A 23,009-nucleotide genomic window follows, 5' to 3' on the forward strand; every position below is an offset into this window, starting at 1 on the left:
AAATAGAACCTGAAACCGTGTGCGTACAAGCAGTGGGAGCCCCTTCGGGGGTGACTGCGTACCTTTTGTATAATGGGTCAGCGACTTACTTTCAGTGGCAAGGTTAACCGTATAGGGGAGCCGTAGGGAAACCGAGTCTTAATAGGGCGATCAGTCGCTGGGAGTAGACCCGAAACCGGGCGATCTATCCATGGCCAGGGTGAAGGTGGGGTAACACCTACTGGAGGCCCGAACCCACTAATGTTGAAAAATTAGGGGATGAGCTGTGGATCGGAGTGAAAGGCTAATCAAGCTCGGAAATAGCTGGTTCTCCTCGAAAGCTATTTAGGTAGCGCCTCATGTATCACTCTCGGGGGTAGAGCACTGTTATGGCTAGGGGGTCATCCCGACTTACCAAACCATTGCAAACTCCGAATACCGGGAAGTGCGAGCATGGGAGACACACGGCGGGAGCTAACTTCCGTCGTGGAAAGGGAAACAACCCAGACCGCCAGCTAAGGTCCCCAAATCATGGCTCAGTGGGAAACGATGTGGGAAGGCAAAAACAGCCAGGAGGTTGGCTTAGAAGCAGCCATCCTTTAAAGAAAGCGTAATAGCTCACTGGTCGAGTCGGCCTGCGCGGAAGATTTAACGGGGCTCAAGCCATGTACCGAAGCTGCGGACCTGTCTTGGACAGGTGGTAGAGGAGCGTTCTGTAAGCCTGCGAAGGTGTGTCGAAAGGCATGCTGGAGGTATCAGAAGTGCGAATGCTGACATAAGTAACGATAAGATGGGTGAAAAACCCATCCGCCGAAAGCCCAAGGTTTCCTGCGCAACGTTAATCGGCGCAGGGTTAGTCGGCCCCTAAGGCGAGGCAGAAATGCGTAGTCGATGGGAAACAGGTTAATATTCCTGTACCTCGTGTTAATGCGATGGGGGGACGAAGAAGGCTAGGTCATCCGGCTGTTGGTGTCCGGTTCAAGCATGTAGGGAGTGTCCTTAGGCAAATCCGGGGACACAATCCTGAGATGTGATGACGAGCTCCCACGGGAGCGAAGTGACTGATGCCCTGCTTCCAGGAAAAGCCTCTAAGCTTCAGTTGACACGAGACCGTACCCGAAACCGACACAGGTGGGCAGGGTGAGAATCCCAAGGCGCTTGAGAGAACTCGGGTGAAGGAACTAGGCAAAATGGTACCGTAACTTCGGGAGAAGGTACGCCCTTGACTGTGATGGGACTTGCTCCCCGAGCAGTTGAGGGTCGCAGAGACCAGGCCGCTGCGACTGTTTATTAAAAACATAGCACTCTGCAAACTCGAAAGAGGACGTATAGGGTGTGACGCCTGCCCGGTGCCGGAAGGTTAATTGATGGGGTTAGCGCAAGCGAAGCTCTTGATCGAAGCCCCGGTAAACGGCGGCCGTAACTATAACGGTCCTAAGGTAGCGAAATTCCTTGTCGGGTAAGTTCCGACCTGCACGAATGGCGTAACGATGGCGGCACTGTCTCCACCCGAGACTCAGTGAAATTGAAATCGCTGTGAAGATGCAGTGTACCCGCGGCTAGACGGAAAGACCCCGTGAACCTTTACTACAGCTTCACACTGAACTTTGAATATGCTTGTGTAGGATAGGTGGGAGGCTTTGAAACCGGGACGCCAGTCCCGGTGGAGCCAACCTTGAAATACCACCCTGGCATGTTTGAAGTTCTAACCCAGGCCCGTGATCCGGGTCGGGGACCGTGTGTGGTGGGTAGTTTGACTGGGGCGGTCTCCTCCCAAAGAGTAACGGAGGAGCGCGAAGGTACCCTCAGCGCGGTCGGAAATCGCGCAACGAGTGCAAAGGCATAAGGGTGCTTGACTGCGAGACAGACACGTCGAGCAGGTGCGAAAGCAGGTCTTAGTGATCCGGTGGTTCTGTATGGAAGGGCCATCGCTCAACGGATAAAAGGTACTCCGGGGATAACAGGCTGATACTGCCCAAGAGTCCATATCGACGGCAGTGTTTGGCACCTCGATGTCGGCTCATCACATCCTGGGGCTGAAGCAGGTCCCAAGGGTATGGCTGTTCGCCATTTAAAGTGGTACGCGAGCTGGGTTTAGAACGTCGTGAGACAGTTCGGTCCCTATCTGCCGTGGGCGTCGGAGATTTGACAGGATCTGTCCTTAGTACGAGAGGACCGGGATGGACGTACCTCTGGTGTTCCGGTTGTCACGCCAGTGGCACTGCCGGGTAGCTATGTACGGAAGGGATAACCGCTGAAAGCATCTAAGCGGGAAACCCACCTGAAGATGAGATCTCCCTGGGACTTCGAGTCCCCTAAAGGGCCGTTGAAGACCACAACGTTGATAGGCTGGATGTGGAAGCGTGGCAACGCGTGAAGCTAACCAGTACTAATTGCCCGTGAGGCTTGACCATATAACACCCAAGTAGTTGGGCTGGTCTCGATCGTTGACACACTGCCTAGAATGCATTCCAGAATTGAAGCATGCGTGCGATATGTATGCTTCAGCCAGTTTGTCTGGCGGCCATAGCGAACAGGAACCACCCGATCCCATCTCGAACTCGGAAGTGAAACTGTTCAGCGCCGATGGTAGTTTGGGGCCTCCCCATGTGAGAGTAGGTCACCGCCAGGCATTTACCCCAACCCGGATGCAGCTGATGCATCCGGGTTTTTTTTCGTCCGCGTACCGCTGTGCGGTTCCAGTTGTGGGTACTGCCGGTGGTGAGCGGCCGCGAAGCGCGTGGCGCGGCGGCAAGAAGCGAGAGGGGGCGGGATCGATCGGCAGAGGTTCGGTCGGGAGCGCCGCGAACGCGGCTCAGCGCAGTTCGCGCCAGTCGATGCCGTGTGCCTGGGTCGCGAGTTCGGTGTCGTCGATGGCACAGCCGAGGCCGGCGGCCAACGCACGCCGAGCGAACTCGGGCCGATTGTTGGTTTCCGACAAATGCATGCCGATTACGTGCTGCAGGCGCTGGCGGTCCATCGCCTGCAGCAGATCCTCGGCGGCGTCGTTGGCGAGATGCCCGTACGGCCCACCCACGCGGCGCTTCAGCGCGGGAGGGTAGGGACCCGCGGCAAGCAGGGCGGGGTCGTGATTGCACTCGATCAGGAGTCCGTCGACGCGGTCGATCTGGTGGCGGACGTGGGGGCTGACGTGGCCGAGGTCGGTCAGCAATGCCAGCCGCGACGCACCGTCGGTGAAAACGAACTGGCAGGGTTCGCGCGCGTCGTGCGGTACGGTAAAGGACTGAATTTCGAGGTCCTTGATCGCGAACCGGTCGCCGGCATGAAATTCCTGGACGCGGGGATAGCCGGAATCGCGCGCCGCCAGGTAGGTGCCCGGTGTCAGGTACGCTGGAAGCCGATGACGGCGACAGAGCGCGGCGCTGGATCCGATGTGGTCGGCGTGTTCATGCGTGATCAGCACCGCGTCGAGGTCTGCCGGCGTGACGCCGAGGCGCGCGAGCCGCAGCGTCGTCTGCTGGATGGAAAAGCCGCAGTCGACGAGGATCCGCGTACGCCCTGCCTGAACCAGCAGCGCGTTGCCGGACGACCCGCTGCCCAGCGAAGCGAAGCGGATCACGCGGGGCGGGGCCGGTGAGGCAATGCGAGTACCGCCATTGCGAGTGGCACCGGCCCGCGCTGGGAGTTCAGCGCAGCTGGGGCTGGATCCGTTCCAGCACGAAGCGCGCGTCCCGGTCGCGAATGCGATCACCCTCGATCGAAAGCGCTTCGATCTGCAGATCGCGGCCGTTCTCGGTCATCCGCACCTGGTAGCGTTCGCCCTGGCGCCGGTCTTCGCCCCGGCCGAACATGCGCCGGAGCAGACCCGGGCGGTCTCGCTGGGCCGCGTCTGCGACATCGGGGCGATAGGTGACCAGGAAGATTCCGTCGCGCCGGCTGTGCTCATCGACCAGGAGCCCACTGCGGTCGAGCGCGAGGCCCAGGCGTCGCCACAGCGCATCGGGCTCTCCGGTGAGTGCGAGTACCGGCCGGCCGTCGCGCTCGATGAGATCGATTTGCCCGGTGCGTTCGAAGTCGGTTTCCTCTACGCGCGTACGGGCGTCGGGAACGTCGCCGGTGGTCAGGAACACGAGCAGCCGGTTCAGCATCTCGGCCTCGAGTTGCGGATCGGGGTCGCTCATCACCCAGCGCATGGCCTGGCCGTCCCGGTCTCCCTCTTCGACGGCTCCCCGGTGTGCAATGAACACCTCGGTGGCGCCGTTGAGGCGGTCGACCCGTAGCCGGTACTGGTCGCGCGTGCCGGCGTCGTACAGGGTGCCCAATGCGCGCGAGATCAGACCCTGGGTGAGGCCCAAGGGAATTCCGGCCCGGTCCTCGGCCCATACGGTTTCCATGATGCCTAAAGCGGGCTCGTCGCGGGCCAGCGCGAGGTTCTGTGTGCGCCAGAAGTCGCGCAGTCGTGGCCAAAGCGCTTCGGGCTCGGCCTGCACAACCAGCCAGCGCAACTGCCCGTCCCGGCGCAACTGCACCTCGGGGCTTTCGGGCAGGATCGGTCGGTCGCGTGTCACGGTCCGGGGTGCAGCCCGGAGGTCGCGATCGATTTCCCGGGCGCTCACGCGTGCGCCGGGTGCCTCAGGAATCCGGTAGGCGCGCTCCATGTCGGGCGCGAGCAGATCGGGCGGAACTTCCAGCGAGTCGATCTGGCGGCTGGCCTCGTAGCGCGGGCCGTCAGCGGTGCCGGGGCCAAGGCCGGCGCATCCGGAGAGCGCGAGGGCCACGGCCGCGGCCAGAAGACGAAGGGGCAGCTTGACGGCGGGTGTCGGGTTCATGTCGTTTACGGATCCAGAGCGATGCCGGCACGGCGCATCGCTTCGAGCACCGGCGCGTGAAAGGGTTCTGACAACGGCGTCAGCGGCAGGCGAATCCCTTCGGGAATCAGTCCCAGGCGGGCTGTGGCCCACTTCACTGGAATCGGGTTGGCTTCCAGGAACAGCGCATGGTGCAGCCCGTCCAGCCGGTCGTTGACTTCACGGGCCCGGCTCGCGTCGCCGGCGAGAGCGAGCGCGCACATCTCGTGCATCAGTGCGGGCGCCACGTTGGCGGTGACCGAAATGACGCCCTGTCCGCCGGCGAGCAGGAAGTCCAGCGCGGTCGCATCGTCGCCGCTGTACAGTTCCAGTCGGCCGCCGACGCGTTCGACCAGTTCGCGCGTCCGCTCCGGGCTCCCCAGCGCCTCCTTCAGGCCGACGATGTTGGGCACGCCGGCGAGCCGTTCGACCGTTTCGGGGAGCAGATCCACCGCAGTGCGTCCGGGAACGTTGTAGAGGATTTGCGGAATCTCGACGGCTTCGGCGACCGCGCGATAATGGCGGTACAGGCCTTCCTGTGTCGGTTTGTTGTAATACGGCGTGACCAGCAGGCAGGCGTCAGCGCCGGCGTCGCGCGCGCACCGGGTCAGCTCGATCGCCTCCCGGGTGGCATTCGCGCCGGTGCCGGCGATGACCGGTAGGCGGCCTTTCACGTGTTCGACCACCCGCGCAATCACCATGCAGTGTTCGTCGAAATCGAGGGTCGCCGATTCGCCCGTGGTGCCGACCGCAACGATGGCATCGGTGCCCGCGTCGATGTGCCAGTCGACGAGTCTCTGCAGCGATTCGTGGTCGATGCTGCCATCGGGTTGCATCGGTGTGACCAATGCGACCATGCTACCTTGAAACATTGCGCCCTCCGGGTACGCCAATGTCGCAGTCTACCGGCGGGGGAACAGGGGGTTCAAGAGACCATCGAATCTGCGTTGCCCGATGGGATGCGGCGTTTGCGCCGGGTTCGCAAGGTGATATGTTGCCTTCCTGTCCCGCTGCTTGTGCTGCTGTCATGTCGGATTCTCAGGGCGCGATTCCCGCCACCCACCTGGTCATGGTCCTGATCGGTGCCGATCGGCCCGGCCTGCTCGAGCAGGTCGCGCGGTTCGTGATGGATGCGGGCTGCAACCTCGAAGACAGCAGGATGTCGGTGCTGGCTGGCGTCTGCTGCATCAGCATGGCCGTCAGCGGCAACTGGAAAACCCTCGGAAAGCTCGAGAGTCGGTTGCCGAGACTGGAGGCGGAAACCGGGTTCAGTCTGATCGCGCGGCGCGTGCAGCCGGGGGAGGCGCCGCAGCAGGCGATGCCGTATACGGTCGATGTCGTCGCGCTCGACGAGGTCGGGATCGTGCATGCGCTCGCCGAGTTTTTCACCAGCCGCGGCGTGAACATCCGGGACATGCATACCCGCGCGTTTCGCGCGCAGCAGACCGGTACCCGCATGTTCTCCGCGAATCTGGTCGTCGATATCCCGGCCGAGCAGCATCTCGCCAGCCTGCGCGGGGATTTTCTCGATTTTTGCGACGACTTGAACCTCGATGGCGTGCTGGACCCGATCAAGGGCTGAAGGTAGGTCCAGCGCGGACCATCGTTTCTGCCTCCGTATTCCAAGGGAATCGACATGAACATTGCCATCGATCAGACCGTTCCGACCGACCTGCGGCTGCCGGCGACTGACGAGCAGTCGCTCGCGCTCGGCGATTTCGCCGGCCGGCGCATCGTGCTGTATTTCTACCCGAAGGACAGTACACCGGGCTGCACCAGCGAAAGCCGCGACTTTGCCGCGCACCAGGCCGATTTCGATGCCGCCAACGCGGTGATCCTCGGGGTCTCCCGTGACAGCGTGAAGAGCCACGAGCGCTTCCGGAGCCGCGAAGGCCTGACCTTCGACCTGCTGAGCGATGCCGACGAAGCCCTTTGCGAGGCCTTCGGTGTCATCAAGATGAAAAACATGTACGGCAAACAAGTACGCGGGATCGAACGCTCGACGTTTCTGATCGACGAAAACGGCGTACTGCGCAGGGAATGGCGCAAGGTCAAGGTCCCGGGGCACGTTGCCGAAGTGCTGGACGCGGTGCGCGAACTCTAGCCCATGTTTGTCAGGCGGTATAAAGCTCTCCACAAGATCAATTATTTGAAGTAGGCGTAGGGCGGGAGAGGCCGAAGGCCGTCATCCGCCATCCGGCGCCGGGATTGCCGCAGGCGCCGGGGATGCGCGAACGCCGAGCGGCGGATGGCGCTGCGCTTTTCCGCCCTACGGGTCGCCCGGGACACGAGACAGGCCGTGACTTTCACGCTAACTGTGCCCGAACCCTAGACGAAAGTGCCAATCCGCCCGGAGGGTCCATGGCCAAGAAGGAGATGCGCAGCAACCGCCTGTTCGTGCTCGACACCAATGTGCTGATGCATGACCCGACCGCGCTGTTCCGGTTTCAGGAGCACGACATCTTTTTGCCGATGGTAGTGCTGGAGGAGCTCGACTGCAGCAAGAAGGGCGTTTCCGAAGTCGCCCGGAACGTGCGCCAGGTCAGCCGATTCATCGACGAGTTGACCCAGGACGCCACCCACGAGCAGATCCGGCAAGGGCTTCCGTTGCATGCGCGGTCGCTGGCGGATGCCAGCTTCCATGCCAGCGGGCGCCTGTTCTTCCAAACCCGCGCGATGGCCGCGCAGATCCCCGAGACGCTGCCCGGATCGACCCCCGACAACACCATCCTGGCCACTGCACTCGCGCTGCAGAACGACCTCCCGGATGTCGACCTGACGCTGGTTTCGAAGGACATCAACCTGCGCATCAAGGCCGCGGTGCTCGGGCTGCATGCGGAAGACTATTTCAGCGATCAGGTGCTCGATGACGTCAGCCTGCTGTATTCGGGAATGGCGGAGCTGCCGGAGGATTTCTGGGACTCGCACGGTCGGGAAATGGATTCGTGGCAGGAAAGCGGGCGCACCTATTACCGGGTCAGCGGCCCGCTGGTCATGCAATGGCACCCGAACCAGTTCATCTACCGGGACGGTGATCCCCCGATCCAGGCGATCGTCCTGGAACTCGACCATCAGGCCGAGAACGCGGTGATCGAACTCGTCGACGACTACCTGCATCCACGGCACACCGTCTGGGGGATCAATGCGCGCAACCGCGAGCAGAACTTCGCGCTGAACCTGCTGATGGATCCGGAGGTGGACTTCGTGTCGCTGGTGGGCGCAGCGGGCACCGGCAAGACGCTGCTGACGCTGGCGGCCGGTCTGGCGCAGACGCTCGAGGACAATGTCTACAAGGAGATCATCATGACCCGGGTCACGATCCCGGTGGGTGAGGACATCGGCTTCCTGCCGGGTACCGAGGAGGAGAAGATGACGCCGTGGATGGGGGCGCTGATCGACAACCTGGAGGTGCTGACCCGGACCGAAGGCGGAGGCGACTGGGGCCGCGCCGCGACCAACGACGTGATCCAGAACCGGATCAAGCTGCGGTCGCTGAACTTCATGCGCGGCCGCACCTTCCTGAACCGCTACATCATTCTCGACGAGGCGCAGAACCTGACCAGCAAACAGATGAAGACGCTGATCACGCGCGCGGGGCCGGGTTCAAAGGTCGTTGCGCTGGGCAACATCGCGCAGATCGACACGCCGTACCTGACCGAGACCACCTCGGGGCTCACCTATGTGGTCGACCGCTTTCGCCACTGGACGCACAGCGGTCACGTCACGCTGACGCGCGGAGAACGGTCGCGGCTCGCCGACTACGCGTCGCGTTCGCTCTGAGGGGGCTGCCGGCCGGCCGCCTTCCGCGGCGGCGGGGGTTCGCCCCGGCCGTCGCCGTGAATGGCGCGGAGGATGCCCGGGGCATCGAGCCCGTAATCCGACAACAGGCGCTCCCGCGGCCCGTGTGCGGTGAAATGGTCCGGCAGGCCCAGCGTCAGGCAGGGGGTCGCCAGATCCAGCGCGGTCAGCGCCTCGAGCACCGCGCTTCCCGCCCCGCCGGCCAGCGCATGGTCCTCGAGCGTCACGAAGCGTTCATGGTCGCGCGCCAGCCGCTCGAGGAGATCCGTGTCCAGTGGTTTGATGAAGCGCATGTTGACCACCGTCGCATCGATCGCCTCGGCGGCTTCCAGCGCCGCTTCCAGCAATGGGCCAAAGCTCAGCAGCGCGATTCGGTGTCCGTTGCGCACGATCGCCGCCTTGCCGACCGGGATCGGATCGAGATCGGTGCCGGGTGCCGTCCCGGGGCCGCGCCCGCGCGGGTAGCGGACTGCCGCTGGCCCGGTGCAGGCGAATCCGGTGCTGAGCATGCGCCGGCACTCGGCCTCGTCGGCTGGCGCCATCAGCACCAGGTTCGGGACGGTGCGCAACAGACTGATGTCGAACACGCCGGCGTGGGTGGGGCCGTCCGGCCCGACGATCCCGGCCCGATCGATCGCGAACAGCACCGGCAGGTTCTGCAGCGCGACGTCGTGGATCACCTGGTCCAGCGCGCGCTGCAGGAAGGTCGAGTAGATCGCGACGACCGGGTGCAGTCCTTCGCAGGCCATGCCGGCCGCCAGCGTGACCGCGTGCTGTTCGGCGATGCCGACGTCGAAGTAGCGGTCGGGGAATTCCTCGGAGAAGCGCACCAGGCCCGATCCCTCGCGCATCGCCGGGGTGATCCCGACCAGCCGTGCGTCGATTCGGGCCTGGTCGCAAAGCCAGTTGCCGAATACCTCGGTATAGGTCGGTGCCTTTGCCTGCGCCGCGGCGGCGAGGCCGGCGTCCGGGCTGAATTGCCCGACCCCGTGGTAGCGGCAGGGGTCGTCTTCGGCGGGCGCGTATCCGTGGCCCTTGCGCGTGACGATGTGCAGCAGCCGCGGTCCGCGCAAATCGCGCAGGTTGGACAGCATCGCGACCAGCCCGTCGACGTCGTGTCCGTCCACCGGTCCGAAATAGCGGAAGCCCAGTTCCTCGAACAGCGTGCCGGGCATGATCATGCCCTTCACGTGCTCCTCGGCGCGCTGCGCGAGGGCCCGGACCGGCGGCATGTATTCGAGCACCTTCTTCGAACCTTCCCGCACGCTGCAGTACAGCCGACCTGAAAGCAGGCGGGCGAGATACTGGCTCATCGCGCCGACATTGGGCGAGATCGACATCTCGTTGTCGTTCAGGATCACCAGCAGGTCGCAATCGAGCTCGCCGACGTGGTTCAGCGCCTCGTAGGCCATGCCGGCGGTCATCGCGCCGTCACCGATCACCGCGACATGGCGGTGCCTGGCTCCGGTCCGTGCCGCCGCCAGCGCCATCCCGGCGGCCGCGCTGATCGAGGTGCTCGAGTGGCCGGTGCCGAAGGCGTCGTACTCGCTCTCGTCCCGTTTCGGGAAGCCGGCGAGGCCGCCGTACTGGCGCAGCGTCGCCATCGCGTCGCGGCGCCCGGTGAGGATCTTGTGCGCATAGGCCTGGTGCCCGACGTCCCAGACGATGCGGTCGCGTGGCGTGTCGAACACGTAGTGCAACGCGATCGCGAGTTCGACGGTTCCCAGGTTGGCTGCCAGGTGCCCGCCCGTACGCGCCACCGTGTCGATCAGGAATCGGCGCAGTTCCGACGCGATGCGTTCCAGGTCGGAGACGCTGCGCGTACGCAGATCCGCCGGCCAGTCGATCGAATCGAGCCGTGGGGTGTCGCTCATGCTCGGCCCGGCGGCCGCGCCGCCGCGGGCGGCTGCCACGCTTGGGGCCGCCTTCGGGGGGTGCTGCCTGCGTGGTCGTTGCACTCGATCATCGGTCGGCCCGGATTCAATGCCTGCGCTCCACGATGTACCGGGCGAGGAAGCGAAGCAAGTCGGCCTCCGTGCCAAAGGGTTGCAGATTTTCCAGCGCCTCGTCGACCAGTTCGGCGGCCCGCTGCCGCGACGCCTCCAGGCCCAGCAGTGCGGGAAAGGTCGCCTTCTCGAGCAGACTGTCGGCGCCGCAGGCCTTGCCCAAGAGCTCCGGATCCCCTTCGACATCGAGCACGTCGTCGCGGATCTGGAACGCGAGGCCGATACAGTCGGCATAGGTGCCGAGCCGGGCCCGCGTCTCGGCGTCTGCATGGCCCGCCTGAGCCGGCAGCAGCACCGAGGCGCGGATCAGTGCGCCGGTCTTCAGCCGATGCATGGTTTCGAGGTCGGTGACGTTCAGCGATTGTCCCTCGGATGCGAGATCGATCGCCTGACCGCCGGCCATGCCGTGAATGCCTGCGGCATGGGCCAACTCCTTCGCCAGCCCGAGTCGGGTATCGGCGTGCACGCCCGCCGTGGCATCGAGCAGTGTCGCGAACGCGAGCGCCTGCAGCGCGTCGCCGGCCAGGATCGCGCTGGCCTCGCCATAGACTTTGTGGCAGGTCGGCTTGCCACGGCGCAGATCGTCGTCATCCATGGCCGGCAGGTCGTCGTGGATCAGGGAGTACACGTGGATCATCTCGACCGCTGCCGCGATCGCATCCAGCGCCGCGTCGGGTGCCCCCACCGCCTGGCCCGTCGCGTAGACCAGCAGGGGGCGCAGCCGTTTGCCACCGCCCAGCGTCGAATAGCGCATCGCAGCGATCAACTCGGGAACCGGCGCGTCTTCGGGATCCAGGGTCCGGTCCAGGAACGCCTCGATGCGCTTCTGGTACGCTTCGATCCGATGGTTCACGCGCAGCGCCGATCAGAACGGGACATCGTCCGGGTCGGCAATATCCGGAACTTTTGTGGAGTCATTGGGGTCCGAGGCTGTGTCAGTGGGGGTAGCGGGGCGGTCGACCGAGCGCTCGATGCGTTGCTGGGCATCGTCGAGCGCCGTCTGGCAGGCCCGCACCAGCTCCATGCCGCGTTGGTATTCGCGCAGGGCATCTTCCAGCGGCATGTCGCCCGTCTCCATGCGGGCGACGAGCTGCTCGAGGGCCTCCATGGCCGCTTCGAAGCTGGCCGGGGTTTCGGGAGGGGGGATTTCTGGCATGATCCGGGTCGGCATGGGCGCTGGAAAAAGGTACCGAATCCGAAGCCCCCTGGGAAGCCGAATGCACCGAAGCGGAGGTTGACAACCGTTTAGACCGGGTCTAAAGTCTCGCCACGGTTTAGACGCAGTCTAAATTCCGTGCCTGCCATTGGCGGGCAGCGCATACCCACTCAGTCCAACAGAGGAGATCGACGATGGACCTGAAAGGCAGCAAGACCGAGAACAACCTGCAGGAAGCCTTTTCCGGCGAATCCCAGGCCAACCGCCGCTACCTGTACTTCGCATCCAAGGCGGACGTCGAAGGCTACAACGATGTCGCCACCGTGTTCCGTTCCACCGCCGAGGGCGAGACCGGCCACGCGCATGGCCACCTCGAGTATCTCGAAACCTGCGGTGATCCGGCCACCGGCCTGCCGTTCGGCGGCACCGAGGCCAACCTGAAGACGGCCATCGCCGGCGAAACCCACGAGTACACCGACATGTACCCGGGCATGGCGAAGACCGCGCGCGACGAGGGCTTCGACGAGATCGCCGACTGGTTCGAAACTCTGGCCAAGGCAGAGCGTTCGCACGCCAACCGCTTCCAGAAGGCGCTGGACACCCTGAACGCCTGATCGGCTTCGGGAGAGAGCATCGGGCGGGGCCGGCGATCCGGCCCCGTTCCCTGTCAGTGAAGACTCCAGGCCTGGGAGAAACGCATGTCCGCGCCGACGCAGAATAAACGTGAAGGCAGTCTCGAAGCCCCGACCCGCCATCCGCTGGATTGGCGCAACCCCGATTTCTACGACGAAGGCTCGCTCTTCACCGAGCTGGAGCGTGTCTTCGACATCTGCCATGGCTGCCGCCGCTGCGTGAGCCTGTGCAACTCGTTCCCCACCCTGTTCGATCTGGTCGACGAATCCGACACCATGGAAGTGGACGGGGTGAAGAAGGACGACTACTGGAAGGTCGTCGACCACTGCTACCTGTGCGACCTGTGCTATCTGACCAAGTGTCCGTACGTACCGCCGCACGAGTGGAACGTCGACTTCCCACATCTGATGCTGCGCGGCAAGGCGGTGCGCTTCAAGAAGGAAGGCGCGAAAACCGCGCACAAGCTGATGTCCAGCACTGACCTGATCGGCACGCTGGCCGGCATCCCGGTGGTGGCGCAGACGGTGAACGCGGTGAACCGCAACGGGGCGGCGCGCAAGCTGCTGGACAAGACGCTGGGCGTGCACCCCGACGCGAGTCTGCCGAAATACCACAGCCGCAAGGGCCGCAAGCGCGCTGCGCAGGCAGCGGCGTCAGTGCCCGCGCCGGAGGCGGTGAACGGCACCACTGGCCGCGTGGCGTTGTTCGCGACCTGCTATGGCAATTACAACGAGCCCCACATCGTCGAGGACCTGGTCAAGGTCTTCAATCACAACGGCATCGAGGTCACGCTGCTCGACAAGGAGCAGTGCTGCGGGATGCCCAAGCTGGAACTCGGCGATCTCGAGGCGGTGGCGGCCGCGAAGGACTTCAACGTTCCCGCGATGAAGCGCATGATCGACCAGGGCTACGACATCGTCGGGCCGGTGCCATCCTGCGTGCTGATGTTCAAGCAGGAACTGCCGTTGATGTTCCCGGACGATGCCGACGTGCAGTCGGTGAAGGAGCGGATCTTCGACCCGTTCGAGTACCTGATGGCCCGTCATGCCGGCGGCCGGCTGAACACCGATTTCCCGCAGCGCTTGGGCAAGGTCGCCTATCACGCCGCCTGTCATCTGCGGGTGCAGAACATGGGCCTGAAGACACGCGACCTGCTGAAGCTCGTGCCCGACACCGAGATCGACGTGATCGAGCGCTGCTCCGGGCACGACGGCACCTACGGCGTCAAGACCGAGTTCTTCGAGACCGCGACCAAGATCTGCCGGCCGGTGGTCGGTCGGGTCCAGAAGGCCGAGGCGGACCACTTTTCCAGCGACTGCCCGATGGCCGGGCACATGATCGAGAATGGTCTGAAAGACGGGCGCGAACCCGAGCACCCGCTGACCCTGCTGCGCAAGGCGTACGGGCTTTAACCGAATCCGACCGAGGAGACCAGAAAATGTCGAGTGATGGTTACCACGAACCCGTAGGGGAGCTGAGCGACGAGAGCCGGGAAATGCACCGGGCGATCGTGTCGCTGATGGAAGAGCTCGAGGCCGTGGACTGGTACCAGCAGCGCGTCGACGCCTGCAAGGATCCGGAATTGCGCGCGATCCTCGCACACAACCGTGACGAGGAAATCGAACACGCGGCGATGGTGCTCGAGTGGATCCGTCGCAGGAACCCGGTGTTCGACAAGGAACTGCGCGACAACCTGTTCTCCGACAAGGATTACACCGACATCGGTCACCACGATCACGACCATTGACGCGCGGGGCGGGGTGCCGGAGTCGGTCGCAGCAATCGGGATCGGCCCGGGGACTGCCCGGCCCTGCCAGCCGACTCGTTCCGGAAGCGAGGGCCTGCGCCGCTATTGTGGGTGGGCGCGGATCTTCCGGATCGGACCCAGACTCTGGAGGTAGCTGTGAGCAAGCTGAGCCGAGACGACCTGTACTCGCTGGAGAAGTATTCGGAACTGCGTCCCGCGTTCCGGGCCGAGTTGATGCAGCACAAGAAGAACCGCGTGCTGCAGGTCGGCCCCAACGTGACGCTGCATTTCGAGGATCGCAAGACGATGCTGTACCAGATCCAGGAAATGCTGCGCGCGGAGAAGATCTTCGACGCCGCCGGCATCCAGGACGAACTCGACGCGTACAACCCGCTGATCCCGGACGGGACCAACTGGAAGGCGACGATGATGGTCGAGTTCCCCGACATCGACGAGCGCAAGGTGGCGCTGGGTCGGCTGATCGGGATCGAGGACAAGACCTACGTGCAGGTCGAGGGCTTCGACAAGGTCTACCCGATCGCCGACGAGGATCTCGAGCGTGACACCGAGGACAAGACCTCGTCGGTGCATTTCCTGCGTTTCGAGCTGACCGCCGAGATGATCGCCGCGGTGAAGAAGGGCGCCGGCATCGCGGTCGGCGTCGAACACGAGCACTATGCCCACCGGGTCGATGCCGTGGCGCCGGCGATGCGGGATTCCCTGGCCGAAGACCTCGCGGCCGCGAACTGACGCAATGCCGGCGTCCGCGCGTACGGGCGCCGCCGTAGGCACGCCACTGGGCCACGCCTGGCGCCGAACCCTGGCGCTGGCGGGGAGTCCGACGCGCCCCGGGGTTTCCCTGACGTCAGATCAGATCCAGCGCGTCCGACAGGTGTTCGACCGGTGCGATCTCGATGCCGGGCAGGCGCCGGCGGATGCGGTTGCCGGCGGGAATGATCGCGCGCGTCATGCCGTGCTTGGCGGCCTCGGCCAGACGTTCCTCGCCGTTCGGCACCGGGCGCACTTCGCCCGATAGTCCGATCTCCCCGAAGCAGGCCAGATCCATGCCCAGCGGGCGGTCGCGCAGCGACGAAAGCGCCGCGACCAGCATCGGCAGATCGGCGGCGGTCTCGGACACCCGCACTCCGCCGACCACGTTCACGAACACGTCCTGGTCGAACAAGGTGATGCCGCCGTGCCGTCCCAGCACCGCGAGCAGCATGATCAGCCGGTTCTGCTCCAGGCCGAGCGTGACCCGCCGCGGCTGCGGGGCGTGGGTCTCGGCGACCAGGGCCTGCACCTCGACCAGCAGCGGGCGGGTGCCTTCGCGGGTCACCATCACTACGCTTCCGGGCACCGCCCGGCTGTGTCGGGACAGGAAGATCGCCGACGGGTTCGCGACCGGCTTCAGTCCGTCCTCCTGCATCGCGAACACGCCGAGTTCGTTGACCGCGCCGAAGCGGTTTTTGACCGCCCGCAGCATGCGGTAGCGCCCACCGGGGTCGCCTTCGAAATACAGCACCGTGTCGACCATGTGCTCGAGCACCCGCGGACCCGCGATCTGCCCGTCCTTGGTCACGTGGCCGACCAGGATCACGGTCACGCCGCGCTGCTTTGCCAGCCGCACCAGCGCCGCGGCGCTCTCGCGTACCTGCGACACCGATCCCGGCGCCGATTGCAGCGCCGCGGTGTACAGCGTCTGGATGGAATCGATCACCAATACCCGCGGCCGCTCGCGGTCGCTGGTCGCGATCACGTTCTCCACCTGGGTCTCGGTCAACAGGCGCAGGCCGGCGACGTCGAGGCTCAGGCGGCGCGCGCGCAGGCTGACCTGCTGCGCCGATTCCTCGCCGGTCACATACAGGCTCTGCTCCGGCGGCAGCAGCGCCAGCACCTGCAGCAGCAGCGTCGACTTGCCGATGCCGGGGTCGCCACCGATCAGCACCACCGAGCCGGGGACCAGTCCGCCGCCCAGGCTGCGGTCGAGCTCGGACAGGCCGGTGGCGATGCGCGGCAGTTCGCGTGTTTCGACTTCTCCGAGGCGCGTGATCCGGCCCGCCTCGCCGGCATAGCCTCCGCCGCGCGGGCCCTGTACGGCGGCGTTTGCGGCCAGTTCTTCCAGGCTGTTCCAGGCGCCGCAGTCCCCGCACTGCCCGGACCACTTCGGGCTGGTGCCCCCGCATTCCCGGCAGACGTACTGCAGCTTCGGCTTCGCCATCAGGATGCCTCCGGCGGACTCGGCGGGGCTGCCGGCGGGATGCGCACCGTGCGCACGGTGTTGTTCTTGATCTGCACGATGTCCATCACCACGCCCGCGATGCGTACGCTCGCCGGCGCCTCGGGGATCTCCTCCAGGTGTTCGACGATCAGGCCGCTGAGGGTTTTCGGGCCGTCGACCGGCAGGTTCAGGTCGAGGGCGCGATTGAGCTCGCGCAGGTGGATGCCGCCGTCGACCACCACGCTGCCGTCGGGCTGGCGCAGTACGTCGTCGCTCATGGTCGGCGAATCGGTGGTGAACTCGCCGACGATTTCCTCGAGAAGATCCTCGAGCGTCACCAAGCCCTCGATGTCGCCGTACTCGTCCACCACCAGGCCGATGCGCCGCTTTTCCTTCTGGAAGTTGATCAGCTGGCGGTTCAGCGCCGTTCCCTCGGGTATGAAATAGGGTGGAGTGATCACCGCCCGAAGCTCCTCGGCACCAAAGGATTCGCGGTAGGCCAGCGGCAGCACGTCGCGCATGTGCACGAAGCCGAGTACGCGGTCGAGCTCGCCCTCGATCACCGGCACGCGCGTGAAGCTGCCGCTCAGGATCTGGTCGAGCACGTCGTTCCAGTCTTCTTCGAGATCGAGCGCGACGATTTCGTTGCGCGGGATCATGATGTCCTCGACCGTGGTGCGCTCGAGATCGAGCAGGTTGATCAGCATGCGCTGGTGCTTCGCCGGGATCAGCGATCCGGCCTCGACCACGACCGAACGCAGCTCGTCGGCGGACAGGGCCGCGCGCTGGCGGGCATCCATCCGGATCCCGAAAACGCGCAGGAAGCCGTTTGCCAGGAAGTTGATCACGAATACCACGGGCGCGAGCGGGCGGATCAGCGCGCTGTAGACCCAGGCGGCCGGATAGGCGATGCGTTCGCTGTGCAGCGCTGCGACCGTTTTCGGCGCGGTTTCCGCAAAGATCAGCAGCGCCAGCGTGAGCAGGCCGGTGGCGATCGCGACCCCGGTATCGCCGAACAGGCGCCAGCCGATGAAGGTCGCGATCTGCGTGATCAGGATATTGACGAAATTGTTGCCGAGCAGGATCAGGCCGATCAGGCGATCCGGGCGCTCGAGCAGGCGTGCCGCCAGCGACGCGCCGCGATGGCCCAGCTGGGCCTTGTGCCGCATCCGATAGCGGTTCAGCGCCATCAGCGCGGTCTCGGAGCCCGAGAAGAACGCCGACAGCAGGAACAGCAGGAACAGGGCGCCGAACAGGGCGGTCAGGGGAATGTCGTACAAGCGGCAGAGCCTCGCTGTGGACCGTGTCGAATCGCGATTCTGGCAGGATCCGCGGCGGGTCCGATACCTACTTGCGGCTGCCGCCCGCCGTGCCCGTCAGGCCCCTTCGGTGGCCCGCCCGTGCGGGAGCGCCTGCGTCAGGGCGCCCCCGGCACCTTTCCCGGCGGGATCACACCCGCTGCAGGATGACTTCGAGCACCAGCTTCGATCCGAAATAGGCAAGTACCAGGCTCACGAACCCGCCGGTGGTCCACGCCAGTGCGCGCGAGCCGCGCCAGCCGAAGCGCCAGCGGCCGAACAGCAGCACCGAGAACATGATCCACGCCAGGATCGACAGCACGCTCTTGTGCACGAGATGCTGGGCGAACAGGTCTTCCAGGAAGATCAGACCGCTGGCGAGGCTCAGGCTCAGAAACACCCAGCCGACGAAGATCATCCGGAACAGCCAGAGTTCCATCGAGTACAGCGGCGGCAGGTAGCGCACGAACCCGCCGGTGTGATGCTCGTGCAGCGCGTGGTGCTGTGCCGTCATCACTGCCGCCTGTACCGTGGACAGCGCCAGAAAGGCCCAGCCGAGGGCGGCGAGCATGATGTGGATCTCGACGAACGGCGTGGCTGCAACGCGCGTGCCGCCGCTGCAGGTCAGCGCGCCCAATAGCGCCAGGGCCGTCAGCGGCAGCACGATCACGCCCATGATCGCGAGTGGATGGCGCAGCGATGCCACCCACAGCAGCGCGGCGACCAGCCACAACGACGCCGACAGCGCATTGCCCAGGCAAAGGTTCAGCCCGGCGTCGGTCCAGATGAGTTGTGATAACGCCCCGAGGTGCACCAGCAGCGCCACGGCCCAGATTCCGAGCGCGAGGCGCGGGCGGGCCGGCGCCGGCGGCTCGTGCCTGGCGGCGGCCACCAGGGATCCGGTCGTGATCAGGTAAACAAGAATGGCCAGCAGGCCGATCGCTACGCTCATGGTGGTCGATTATCCATGCTTCCGGCGGACAATGCATCGCATCCACGGGGTTGCCGGGGTAGCGTACGGTGACCGCGTTATCGTCCGGCACGGCCGCTGGCCCGGATGCCGCGTCCCCGTGCCGTCCCGTATACTTGGGCCCGTTGCGCCACGGGCGCGGTCGCAGCGGCGGACAGATTGCTGCCGCGCGGCCCTATCGACAGCATTCAGGAGTCACCATGTTCGACGGACTTTCCACCCGCCTCCAGGCAACGGTCAAGCGGCTCAAGGGCCAGGCGCGGCTCACCGAAGACAATATTCAGGAGGCCTTGCGCGAAGTGCGCATGGCGCTGCTGGAGGCCGACGTGGCACTGCCGGTGGTGCGCGAGTTCATCGCCGACACGCGCGAGAAGGCGCTGGGGCGCGAGGTCATCGGCAGCCTGACGCCGGGGCAGGCGTTCATCAAGGTCGTGCACGACGAACTCGTGCGAGTGATGGGCGGGGAAGGCGCAGACCTGAACCTGGCGAGCCAGCCGCCGGCGATCGTGCTGGTCGCCGGCCTGCAGGGCGCCGGCAAGACCACCAGCATCGGCAAGCTGGCGCGGCTGCTGCGCGAGCGTCAGAAGAAGAAAGTGGCGGTGGTCAGCTGCGACGTGTATCGCCCGGCCGCGATCCGGCAGCTCGAGACGCTGGCCGGACAGGTGGACGCCAGTTTCTATCCCAGCGACACCGGGCAGCGCCCGGAAATGATCGCCCGGGCTGCGGTGGAACGTGCGCGGCGGGAGATGCAGGACGTGCTGCTGGTCGACACTGCAGGCCGGCTGCATGTCGACGACGCGATGATGGCCGAGATCAAGGCGCTGCACGCGGCGATCGACCCGATCGAGACGCTTTTCGTGGTCGATGCGATGACCGGCCAGGATGCCGCGAATACTGCACGCGCCTTCGGCGAAGCGCTGCCGCTGACCGGCGTGGTGCTGACCAAGGCCGACGGCGATGCCCGCGGCGGGGCTGCGTTGTCGGTGCGCAAGGTCACCGGCGTGCCGATCAAGTTCCTGGGCATGGGCGAGCGTTCCGAGGCGCTGGAACCGTTTCATCCCGATCGCGTCGCGTCCCGCATCCTGGGGATGGGCGATGTGCTGACGCTGGTCGAGGAAGCCACTCGCCAGGTCGACCACGACAAGGCCGAAAAGCTCGCTCGCAAGCTGAAGAAAGGGCGCGGGTTCAATTTGAACGACCTGCGCGACCAGTTGGCGCAGATGCAGAAGATGGGCGGCATCGGCAGCTTGCTCGAGAAACTCCCGGGTGCCGGACAATTGCCGGAAACGGTCAAGGCCCAGGCCAACGACCGCGAAATCCGCCGGATGATGGCCGTGATCAGCTCGATGACCGAACAGGAGCGGCGCCACCCGGAGGTCATCAAGGGGTCGCGCAAGCGCCGCATCGCCGCCGGTTCCGGCTGCCAGATCCAGGACGTCAACCGCCTGCTGAAACAGCACACGCAGATGAGCAAGGCGATGAAGAAGTTCTCGAAGGGCGGGGCGGCCAAGATGATGCGCTCGCTCGGCGGCCGCATGGGCGGGCTGGGCGGCGGAGGCCTGCCGTTTCGCTGAAGGCGCGGTCCCCGCGGGCGCTGTCGCAGTGGCTTGTTTCGTGAGCGGCATCCGTTATAATTCCCCGTTCCCTCGAGAAACCCGGATTCACTGAGGTCCAGAATACGCATGGTTACCATTCGTCTGTCCCGTCGCGGCGCCAAGCGCGCGCCGTTCTACCAGATCGTCGTCACCGACTCGCGCGCCCGCCGCGACAGCGGGTACATCGAGCGCATCGGCTTTTTCAACCCCGTGGCCCGGGGGCAGGAGACGCCGTTGAAGATCGATCTGGAGCGTGTCGATCACTGGCTGGCCCGGGGCGCGGCCACGTCGGATCGCGTGGCTCAGCTGGTCAAGCAGCATCGCAAGCAGGTGGCTGCCGCCGCCTGAAGCGGTCACGGGCGCCTGCAGCGGTGAGCGCCGAACCGGAGCGCCTGATCGTCGGACGCGTGTCCGGTGTGTACGGAGTCAAGGGCTTCGTGCGGATCTTTTCCGAGACCGAGCCGCGCGCGGCCATTGCCGGTTTTTCGCAGTTGTGGCTGCAGCGCGGGGATGACTGGGAATTGCTGGAGGTCGAGTCGGGGCGCGCGCACGGGCGTGGCGTGGTGCTGAAGTTCCGGGAGACCGTGGATCGCGACGCGGCCTGCGCGCTGGTGGGCTCGACGCTCGCGGTCGAGCGTGAATGGCTTCCGCCGCTCGAGGAAGGCGCCTATTACTGGGCCGACCTGCAGGGCCTGCGGGTGGAAACGAAAGACGGCGTCGATCTCGGGCGTATAACGGGTTTCATCGAGACCGGTGCGAACGACGTGATGGTGGTGCGAAACGATCGGGAACGCCTGGTGCCCTGGGTACGCGGGCGCTACGTGCTGGACGTCGATCTGGCGGCCGGCCTGGTTCGGGTCGACTGGGACCCCGAGTTCTGAGCGGCGCGATGCGTTTCGACGTGATCACGCTGTTTCCCGAGCTGGTTCGGCCGGTGGCGGAATGCGGGGTAACCGGGCGCGCGGCCGAGCAGGGGTTGTTCGAGTTGCACACCTGGAATCCTCGGCGCTGGGGGACGGGGGTCCACCAGGCGGTCGACGATCGCCCCTACGGCGGCGGCCCGGGGATGGTCATGCAGTATGCACCGCTGGCGGCAGCGCTGGCGGCAGTGGGCGAGGCCGACCCGAGACCGGCGCGCGTGATCGCGCTGACCCCGCAGGGGCGGCCGCTGGAGCAGGCGATGCTGCGGCAGCTGGTGCAGCAACAGCCCCGGGTGGCGCTGCTGTGCGGGCGCTACGAGGGAATCGACGAGCGCCTGCTGGAGGCCGCGGTCGACGAGGAGTGGTCGCTCGGCGACTACGTGCTCTCGGGCGGGGAGCTCGCGGCGATGGCGGTGATCGACGCCTGCGTGCGCTTGTTGCCCGGGGCGCTGGGTCACGCCGATTCGGCGGCCCAGGACTCCTTCAGCGAGGGGTTGCTGGACTGCCCGCATTACACGCGCCCGGAGTGGATCGACGGGCGTGCAGTGCCGGCCGAGCTGCTGACCGGGCACCACGCCCGGATCGAGCGCTGGCGCCGGCGCGAGGCGCTGGGGCGTACCTGGGAGCGCAGGCCCGACCTGCTGGCCCGATGGATTCCGGGGGTCGAGGATGCGGCCCTGCTGGACGAATACCGCGGTCTCCGGAAGCGTTCCGGCGGGCGCAGAGATACCGATGATTGAGGTCCGACGATGAAGAACATGATTCAGCAACTCGAAGCCGAGCAGATGAAGACCGAGGTTCCGGACTTCGGCCCCGGCGACACCGTGGTGGTGCAGGTCAAGGTCCGGGAAGGGGATCGCGAGCGACTCCAGGCCTTCGAGGGCGTGGTCATCGCGAAGCGCAACCGTGGTCTGAATTCCGCGTTCACCGTGCGCAAGATGTCCTATGGCACCGGCGTGGAGCGCGCGTTCCAGACCCACAGCCCGCTGGTCGCCGAAATCAAGGTGAAGCGGCGCGGCAAAGTGCGGCGCGCCAAGCTGTACTACCTGCGCGATCGGACCGGCAAGGCCGCGCGCATCAAGGAAGACATCAAGGCGGCACGCTGAGTCCCGCCGCCGGTGGCTGCGGCGCGTTCATCCGTGTCGGGTGACGTCGATCTCCGACGCTGTTTCCTGCCGCGCGCGGCGCTGGAGTTCGTGTTCGCGTCGTCGGCAACCCACGGCCTGCTGGCCGCGGACTGGGTCGAGCGGACCTCCGACCCGGGCGCGTCGGATGCCGCGCGTCTCCCTCCGGGGTTCCGCGGCACACTCGAGCGGGCGCGCCGCTGGCCGGTGCCTGCGGCGCCGGTCTTGCCGCCGTTCGATCCCGCCGATTATCTGCGCGACCCCGCCCACTGGCGGGCTCCGGCCGATCTTCCGCCCGGCACCCCGCACGCCCGGAAAGTCTGGCAGGCGCTGTGTAGGATCCCGGTAGGCGAGGTTCGCAGCTACGGGCAGATCGCCCGCGAGATCAGCTCGTCCCCGCGGGCGGTCGGCCAGGCTTGCCGCAGCAATCCGTGGCCGGTGTTCATCCCCTGCCATCGCGTGATTCCAGCCACCGGATGGCGCAGTGGGGCCGGTGCCTACGCAGGCCAGCGCGAGGGAGCCCTCGCCGACATCAAGGGCTGGCTGTTGAAGCACGAGAACGCGGATCTCGGATCCCCCGTTTCCCGCCGCTGACCCGCGCCCCGCGGGCGGCCCGCTTCGTTCCTGATCTACCTGTCCGGCTGCGTCCGGAGTCATCCCTCAAGGCGGTGTGTTCCGGCGTTGCCTGCAGAAGCGCGCGCAGGCCATGCCGGCCCTTCCCTTTTCGGGGTTCGCCATCTGGGGCGTGCCCGTCTGC

The 23,009-nt window shown here is 65.6% G+C and carries 22 protein-coding genes and 2 rRNA genes (1 of these 24 running past the window's edge); 15 read left to right on the forward strand and 9 right to left on the reverse strand.

What is annotated here, in order from left to right; translation table 11 throughout:
- Nucleotides 1–2,393, forward strand: a 23S ribosomal RNA gene (locus THITH_RS02505) (it extends 487 nt beyond the left edge of the window).
- 102 nt (nucleotides 2,394–2,495) lie between these two features.
- Nucleotides 2,496–2,611, forward strand: a 5S ribosomal RNA gene (rrf, locus tag THITH_RS02510).
- Nucleotides 2,612–2,794: 183 nt separating this feature from the next.
- Here rrf and THITH_RS02515 read toward each other — a convergent pair.
- The 3 genes from THITH_RS02515 to dapA all read right to left on the reverse strand — a co-directional run bounded on the left by THITH_RS02515 (nucleotide 2,795) and on the right by dapA (nucleotide 5,659).
- Nucleotides 2,795–3,559, reverse strand: coding sequence for an MBL fold metallo-hydrolase (locus THITH_RS02515; protein ID WP_006746080.1), 765 nt, complete (start codon nucleotides 3,557–3,559; stop codon nucleotides 2,795–2,797).
- Nucleotides 3,560–3,626: 67 nt separating this feature from the next.
- The gene (gene bamC / locus THITH_RS02520; protein ID WP_006746079.1) at nucleotides 3,627–4,769 is read right to left on the reverse strand and encodes an outer membrane protein assembly factor BamC; all 1,143 of its coding nucleotides are present in this window, start codon (nucleotides 4,767–4,769) and stop codon (nucleotides 3,627–3,629) included.
- Between the two features lie 5 nt (nucleotides 4,770–4,774).
- A complete protein-coding gene (gene dapA, locus THITH_RS02525) occupies nucleotides 4,775–5,659 on the reverse strand; it encodes a 4-hydroxy-tetrahydrodipicolinate synthase (protein ID WP_006746078.1) in 885 nt (294 codons plus the stop codon).
- A gap of 155 nt (nucleotides 5,660–5,814) precedes the next feature.
- Here dapA and THITH_RS02530 point away from each other — a divergent pair, with 155 nt between their 5' ends.
- The 3 genes from THITH_RS02530 (at nucleotide 5,815) to THITH_RS02540 (ending at nucleotide 8,567) form a co-directional block, all read left to right on the forward strand.
- Nucleotides 5,815–6,369 carry a glycine cleavage system protein R gene (locus tag THITH_RS02530; protein WP_006746077.1) on the forward strand — a complete coding sequence of 185 codons (555 nt, stop codon included), beginning with the start codon at nucleotides 5,815–5,817 and terminating at the stop codon, nucleotides 6,367–6,369.
- 54 nt (nucleotides 6,370–6,423) lie between these two features.
- Nucleotides 6,424–6,891 carry a peroxiredoxin gene (locus THITH_RS02535; protein ID WP_006746076.1) on the forward strand — a complete coding sequence of 156 codons (468 nt, stop codon included), beginning with the start codon at nucleotides 6,424–6,426 and terminating at the stop codon, nucleotides 6,889–6,891.
- Between the two features lie 257 nt (nucleotides 6,892–7,148).
- Nucleotides 7,149–8,567 carry a PhoH family protein gene (locus THITH_RS02540; RefSeq protein ID WP_006746075.1) on the forward strand — a complete coding sequence of 473 codons (1,419 nt, stop codon included), beginning with the start codon at nucleotides 7,149–7,151 and terminating at the stop codon, nucleotides 8,565–8,567.
- On the opposite strand, the gene dxs is transcribed toward THITH_RS02540, so the two are convergent.
- From dxs to xseB, 3 genes are all read right to left on the reverse strand, one after another.
- Nucleotides 8,546–10,459 (reverse strand): 1-deoxy-D-xylulose-5-phosphate synthase, encoded by a 1,914-nt coding sequence (dxs, locus tag THITH_RS02545; RefSeq protein WP_025367207.1) that lies wholly within the window; start codon nucleotides 10,457–10,459, stop codon nucleotides 8,546–8,548. The two genes, THITH_RS02540 and dxs, sit on opposite strands and share 22 nt — an antisense overlap.
- A gap of 106 nt (nucleotides 10,460–10,565) precedes the next feature.
- Nucleotides 10,566–11,444: a (2E,6E)-farnesyl diphosphate synthase gene (gene ispA, locus THITH_RS02550; protein WP_006746073.1), complete on the reverse strand. Its 879-nt coding sequence runs from the start codon at nucleotides 11,442–11,444 to the stop codon at nucleotides 10,566–10,568.
- A gap of 12 nt (nucleotides 11,445–11,456) precedes the next feature.
- Complete coding sequence (gene xseB / locus THITH_RS02555) at nucleotides 11,457–11,747, reverse strand: exodeoxyribonuclease VII small subunit (protein ID WP_025367208.1); 291 nt, start codon at nucleotides 11,745–11,747, stop codon at nucleotides 11,457–11,459.
- Nucleotides 11,748–11,941: 194 nt separating this feature from the next.
- Between xseB and THITH_RS02560 the strand changes: the two genes are divergently transcribed.
- The 4 genes from THITH_RS02560 (at nucleotide 11,942) to THITH_RS02575 (ending at nucleotide 14,877) form a co-directional block, all read left to right on the forward strand.
- Nucleotides 11,942–12,361 (forward strand): rubrerythrin family protein, encoded by a 420-nt coding sequence (locus THITH_RS02560; RefSeq protein ID WP_006746070.1) that lies wholly within the window; start codon nucleotides 11,942–11,944, stop codon nucleotides 12,359–12,361.
- Between the two features lie 84 nt (nucleotides 12,362–12,445).
- Complete coding sequence (locus THITH_RS02565; RefSeq protein WP_006746069.1) at nucleotides 12,446–13,792, forward strand: heterodisulfide reductase-related iron-sulfur binding cluster; 1,347 nt, start codon at nucleotides 12,446–12,448, stop codon at nucleotides 13,790–13,792.
- Between the two features lie 26 nt (nucleotides 13,793–13,818).
- Nucleotides 13,819–14,127 carry an encapsulin-associated ferritin-like protein gene (locus THITH_RS02570; protein ID WP_006746068.1) on the forward strand — a complete coding sequence of 103 codons (309 nt, stop codon included), beginning with the start codon at nucleotides 13,819–13,821 and terminating at the stop codon, nucleotides 14,125–14,127.
- A gap of 144 nt (nucleotides 14,128–14,271) precedes the next feature.
- Nucleotides 14,272–14,877, forward strand: a complete 606-nt coding sequence (locus THITH_RS02575; RefSeq protein WP_025367209.1) for a DUF3501 family protein — start codon at nucleotides 14,272–14,274, stop codon at nucleotides 14,875–14,877.
- A 115-nt stretch (nucleotides 14,878–14,992) separates the two neighbouring features.
- Here THITH_RS02575 and radA read toward each other — a convergent pair whose 3' ends face one another.
- The 3 genes from radA to THITH_RS02590 form a co-directional block, all read right to left on the reverse strand.
- The gene (gene radA / locus THITH_RS02580) at nucleotides 14,993–16,345 is read right to left on the reverse strand and encodes a DNA repair protein RadA (RefSeq protein ID WP_006746066.1); all 1,353 of its coding nucleotides are present in this window, start codon (nucleotides 16,343–16,345) and stop codon (nucleotides 14,993–14,995) included.
- Nucleotides 16,345–17,625, reverse strand: coding sequence for an HlyC/CorC family transporter (locus tag THITH_RS02585; RefSeq protein ID WP_006746065.1), 1,281 nt, complete (start codon nucleotides 17,623–17,625; stop codon nucleotides 16,345–16,347). Before THITH_RS02585 ends, radA begins: the two co-directional genes overlap by 1 nt.
- Before the next feature lie 169 nt (nucleotides 17,626–17,794).
- Complete coding sequence (locus tag THITH_RS02590) at nucleotides 17,795–18,595, reverse strand: cytochrome C assembly family protein (protein WP_006746064.1); 801 nt, start codon at nucleotides 18,593–18,595, stop codon at nucleotides 17,795–17,797.
- 218 nt (nucleotides 18,596–18,813) lie between these two features.
- Between THITH_RS02590 and ffh the strand changes: the two genes are divergently transcribed.
- The 6 genes from ffh to THITH_RS02620 all read left to right on the forward strand — a co-directional run bounded on the left by ffh (nucleotide 18,814) and on the right by THITH_RS02620 (nucleotide 22,846).
- On the forward strand, nucleotides 18,814–20,187 hold the full coding sequence (gene ffh, locus THITH_RS02595) for a signal recognition particle protein (RefSeq protein WP_006746063.1): 1,374 nt from the start codon (nucleotides 18,814–18,816) through the stop codon (nucleotides 20,185–20,187).
- Between the two features lie 108 nt (nucleotides 20,188–20,295).
- Nucleotides 20,296–20,556: a 30S ribosomal protein S16 gene (gene rpsP, locus THITH_RS02600; protein ID WP_006746062.1), complete on the forward strand. Its 261-nt coding sequence runs from the start codon at nucleotides 20,296–20,298 to the stop codon at nucleotides 20,554–20,556.
- 23 nt (nucleotides 20,557–20,579) lie between these two features.
- Nucleotides 20,580–21,089 carry a ribosome maturation factor RimM gene (rimM, locus tag THITH_RS02605; protein ID WP_006746061.1) on the forward strand — a complete coding sequence of 170 codons (510 nt, stop codon included), beginning with the start codon at nucleotides 20,580–20,582 and terminating at the stop codon, nucleotides 21,087–21,089.
- A gap of 8 nt (nucleotides 21,090–21,097) precedes the next feature.
- Entirely contained in the window at nucleotides 21,098–21,868 is a 771-nt protein-coding gene (trmD, locus tag THITH_RS02610; protein WP_006746060.1) for a tRNA (guanosine(37)-N1)-methyltransferase TrmD, read from the forward strand.
- A 9-nt stretch (nucleotides 21,869–21,877) separates the two neighbouring features.
- Nucleotides 21,878–22,234, forward strand: a complete 357-nt coding sequence (gene rplS / locus THITH_RS02615) for a 50S ribosomal protein L19 (RefSeq protein ID WP_006746059.1) — start codon at nucleotides 21,878–21,880, stop codon at nucleotides 22,232–22,234.
- A 33-nt stretch (nucleotides 22,235–22,267) separates the two neighbouring features.
- Nucleotides 22,268–22,846 carry a methylated-DNA--[protein]-cysteine S-methyltransferase gene (locus THITH_RS02620; RefSeq protein WP_006746058.1) on the forward strand — a complete coding sequence of 193 codons (579 nt, stop codon included), beginning with the start codon at nucleotides 22,268–22,270 and terminating at the stop codon, nucleotides 22,844–22,846.
- Nucleotides 22,847–23,009 lie beyond the last annotated feature (163 nt).

It is taken from the genome of Thioalkalivibrio paradoxus ARh 1, from assembly GCF_000227685.2.
Classification (GTDB): domain Bacteria; phylum Pseudomonadota; class Gammaproteobacteria; order Ectothiorhodospirales; family Ectothiorhodospiraceae; genus Thioalkalivibrio; species Thioalkalivibrio paradoxus.

Bases quoted from the DNA above. Each gene is read 5' to 3' on its own strand.
- bamC (WP_006746079.1), bottom strand. From the start codon at position 4,769: ATGAACCCGACACCCGCCGTCAAGCTGCCCCTTCGTCTTCTGGCCGCG.
- dapA (WP_006746078.1), bottom strand. From the start codon at position 5,659: ATGTTTCAAGGTAGCATGGTCGCATTGGTCACACCGATGCAACCCGAT.
- THITH_RS02530 (WP_006746077.1), top strand. From the start codon at position 5,815: ATGTCGGATTCTCAGGGCGCGATTCCCGCCACCCACCTGGTCATGGTC.
- THITH_RS02535 (WP_006746076.1), top strand. From the start codon at position 6,424: ATGAACATTGCCATCGATCAGACCGTTCCGACCGACCTGCGGCTGCCG.
- THITH_RS02540 (WP_006746075.1), top strand. From the start codon at position 7,149: ATGGCCAAGAAGGAGATGCGCAGCAACCGCCTGTTCGTGCTCGACACC.
- dxs (WP_025367207.1), bottom strand. From the start codon at position 10,459: ATGAGCGACACCCCACGGCTCGATTCGATCGACTGGCCGGCGGATCTG.
- xseB (WP_025367208.1), bottom strand. From the start codon at position 11,747: ATGCCAGAAATCCCCCCTCCCGAAACCCCGGCCAGCTTCGAAGCGGCC.
- THITH_RS02560 (WP_006746070.1), top strand. From the start codon at position 11,942: ATGGACCTGAAAGGCAGCAAGACCGAGAACAACCTGCAGGAAGCCTTT.
- THITH_RS02565 (WP_006746069.1), top strand. From the start codon at position 12,446: ATGTCCGCGCCGACGCAGAATAAACGTGAAGGCAGTCTCGAAGCCCCG.
- THITH_RS02570 (WP_006746068.1), top strand. From the start codon at position 13,819: ATGTCGAGTGATGGTTACCACGAACCCGTAGGGGAGCTGAGCGACGAG.
- radA (WP_006746066.1), bottom strand. From the start codon at position 16,345: ATGGCGAAGCCGAAGCTGCAGTACGTCTGCCGGGAATGCGGGGGCACC.
- THITH_RS02590 (WP_006746064.1), bottom strand. From the start codon at position 18,595: ATGAGCGTAGCGATCGGCCTGCTGGCCATTCTTGTTTACCTGATCACG.
- ffh (WP_006746063.1), top strand. From the start codon at position 18,814: ATGTTCGACGGACTTTCCACCCGCCTCCAGGCAACGGTCAAGCGGCTC.
- rpsP (WP_006746062.1), top strand. From the start codon at position 20,296: ATGGTTACCATTCGTCTGTCCCGTCGCGGCGCCAAGCGCGCGCCGTTC.
- trmD (WP_006746060.1), top strand. From the start codon at position 21,098: ATGCGTTTCGACGTGATCACGCTGTTTCCCGAGCTGGTTCGGCCGGTG.
- rplS (WP_006746059.1), top strand. From the start codon at position 21,878: ATGAAGAACATGATTCAGCAACTCGAAGCCGAGCAGATGAAGACCGAG.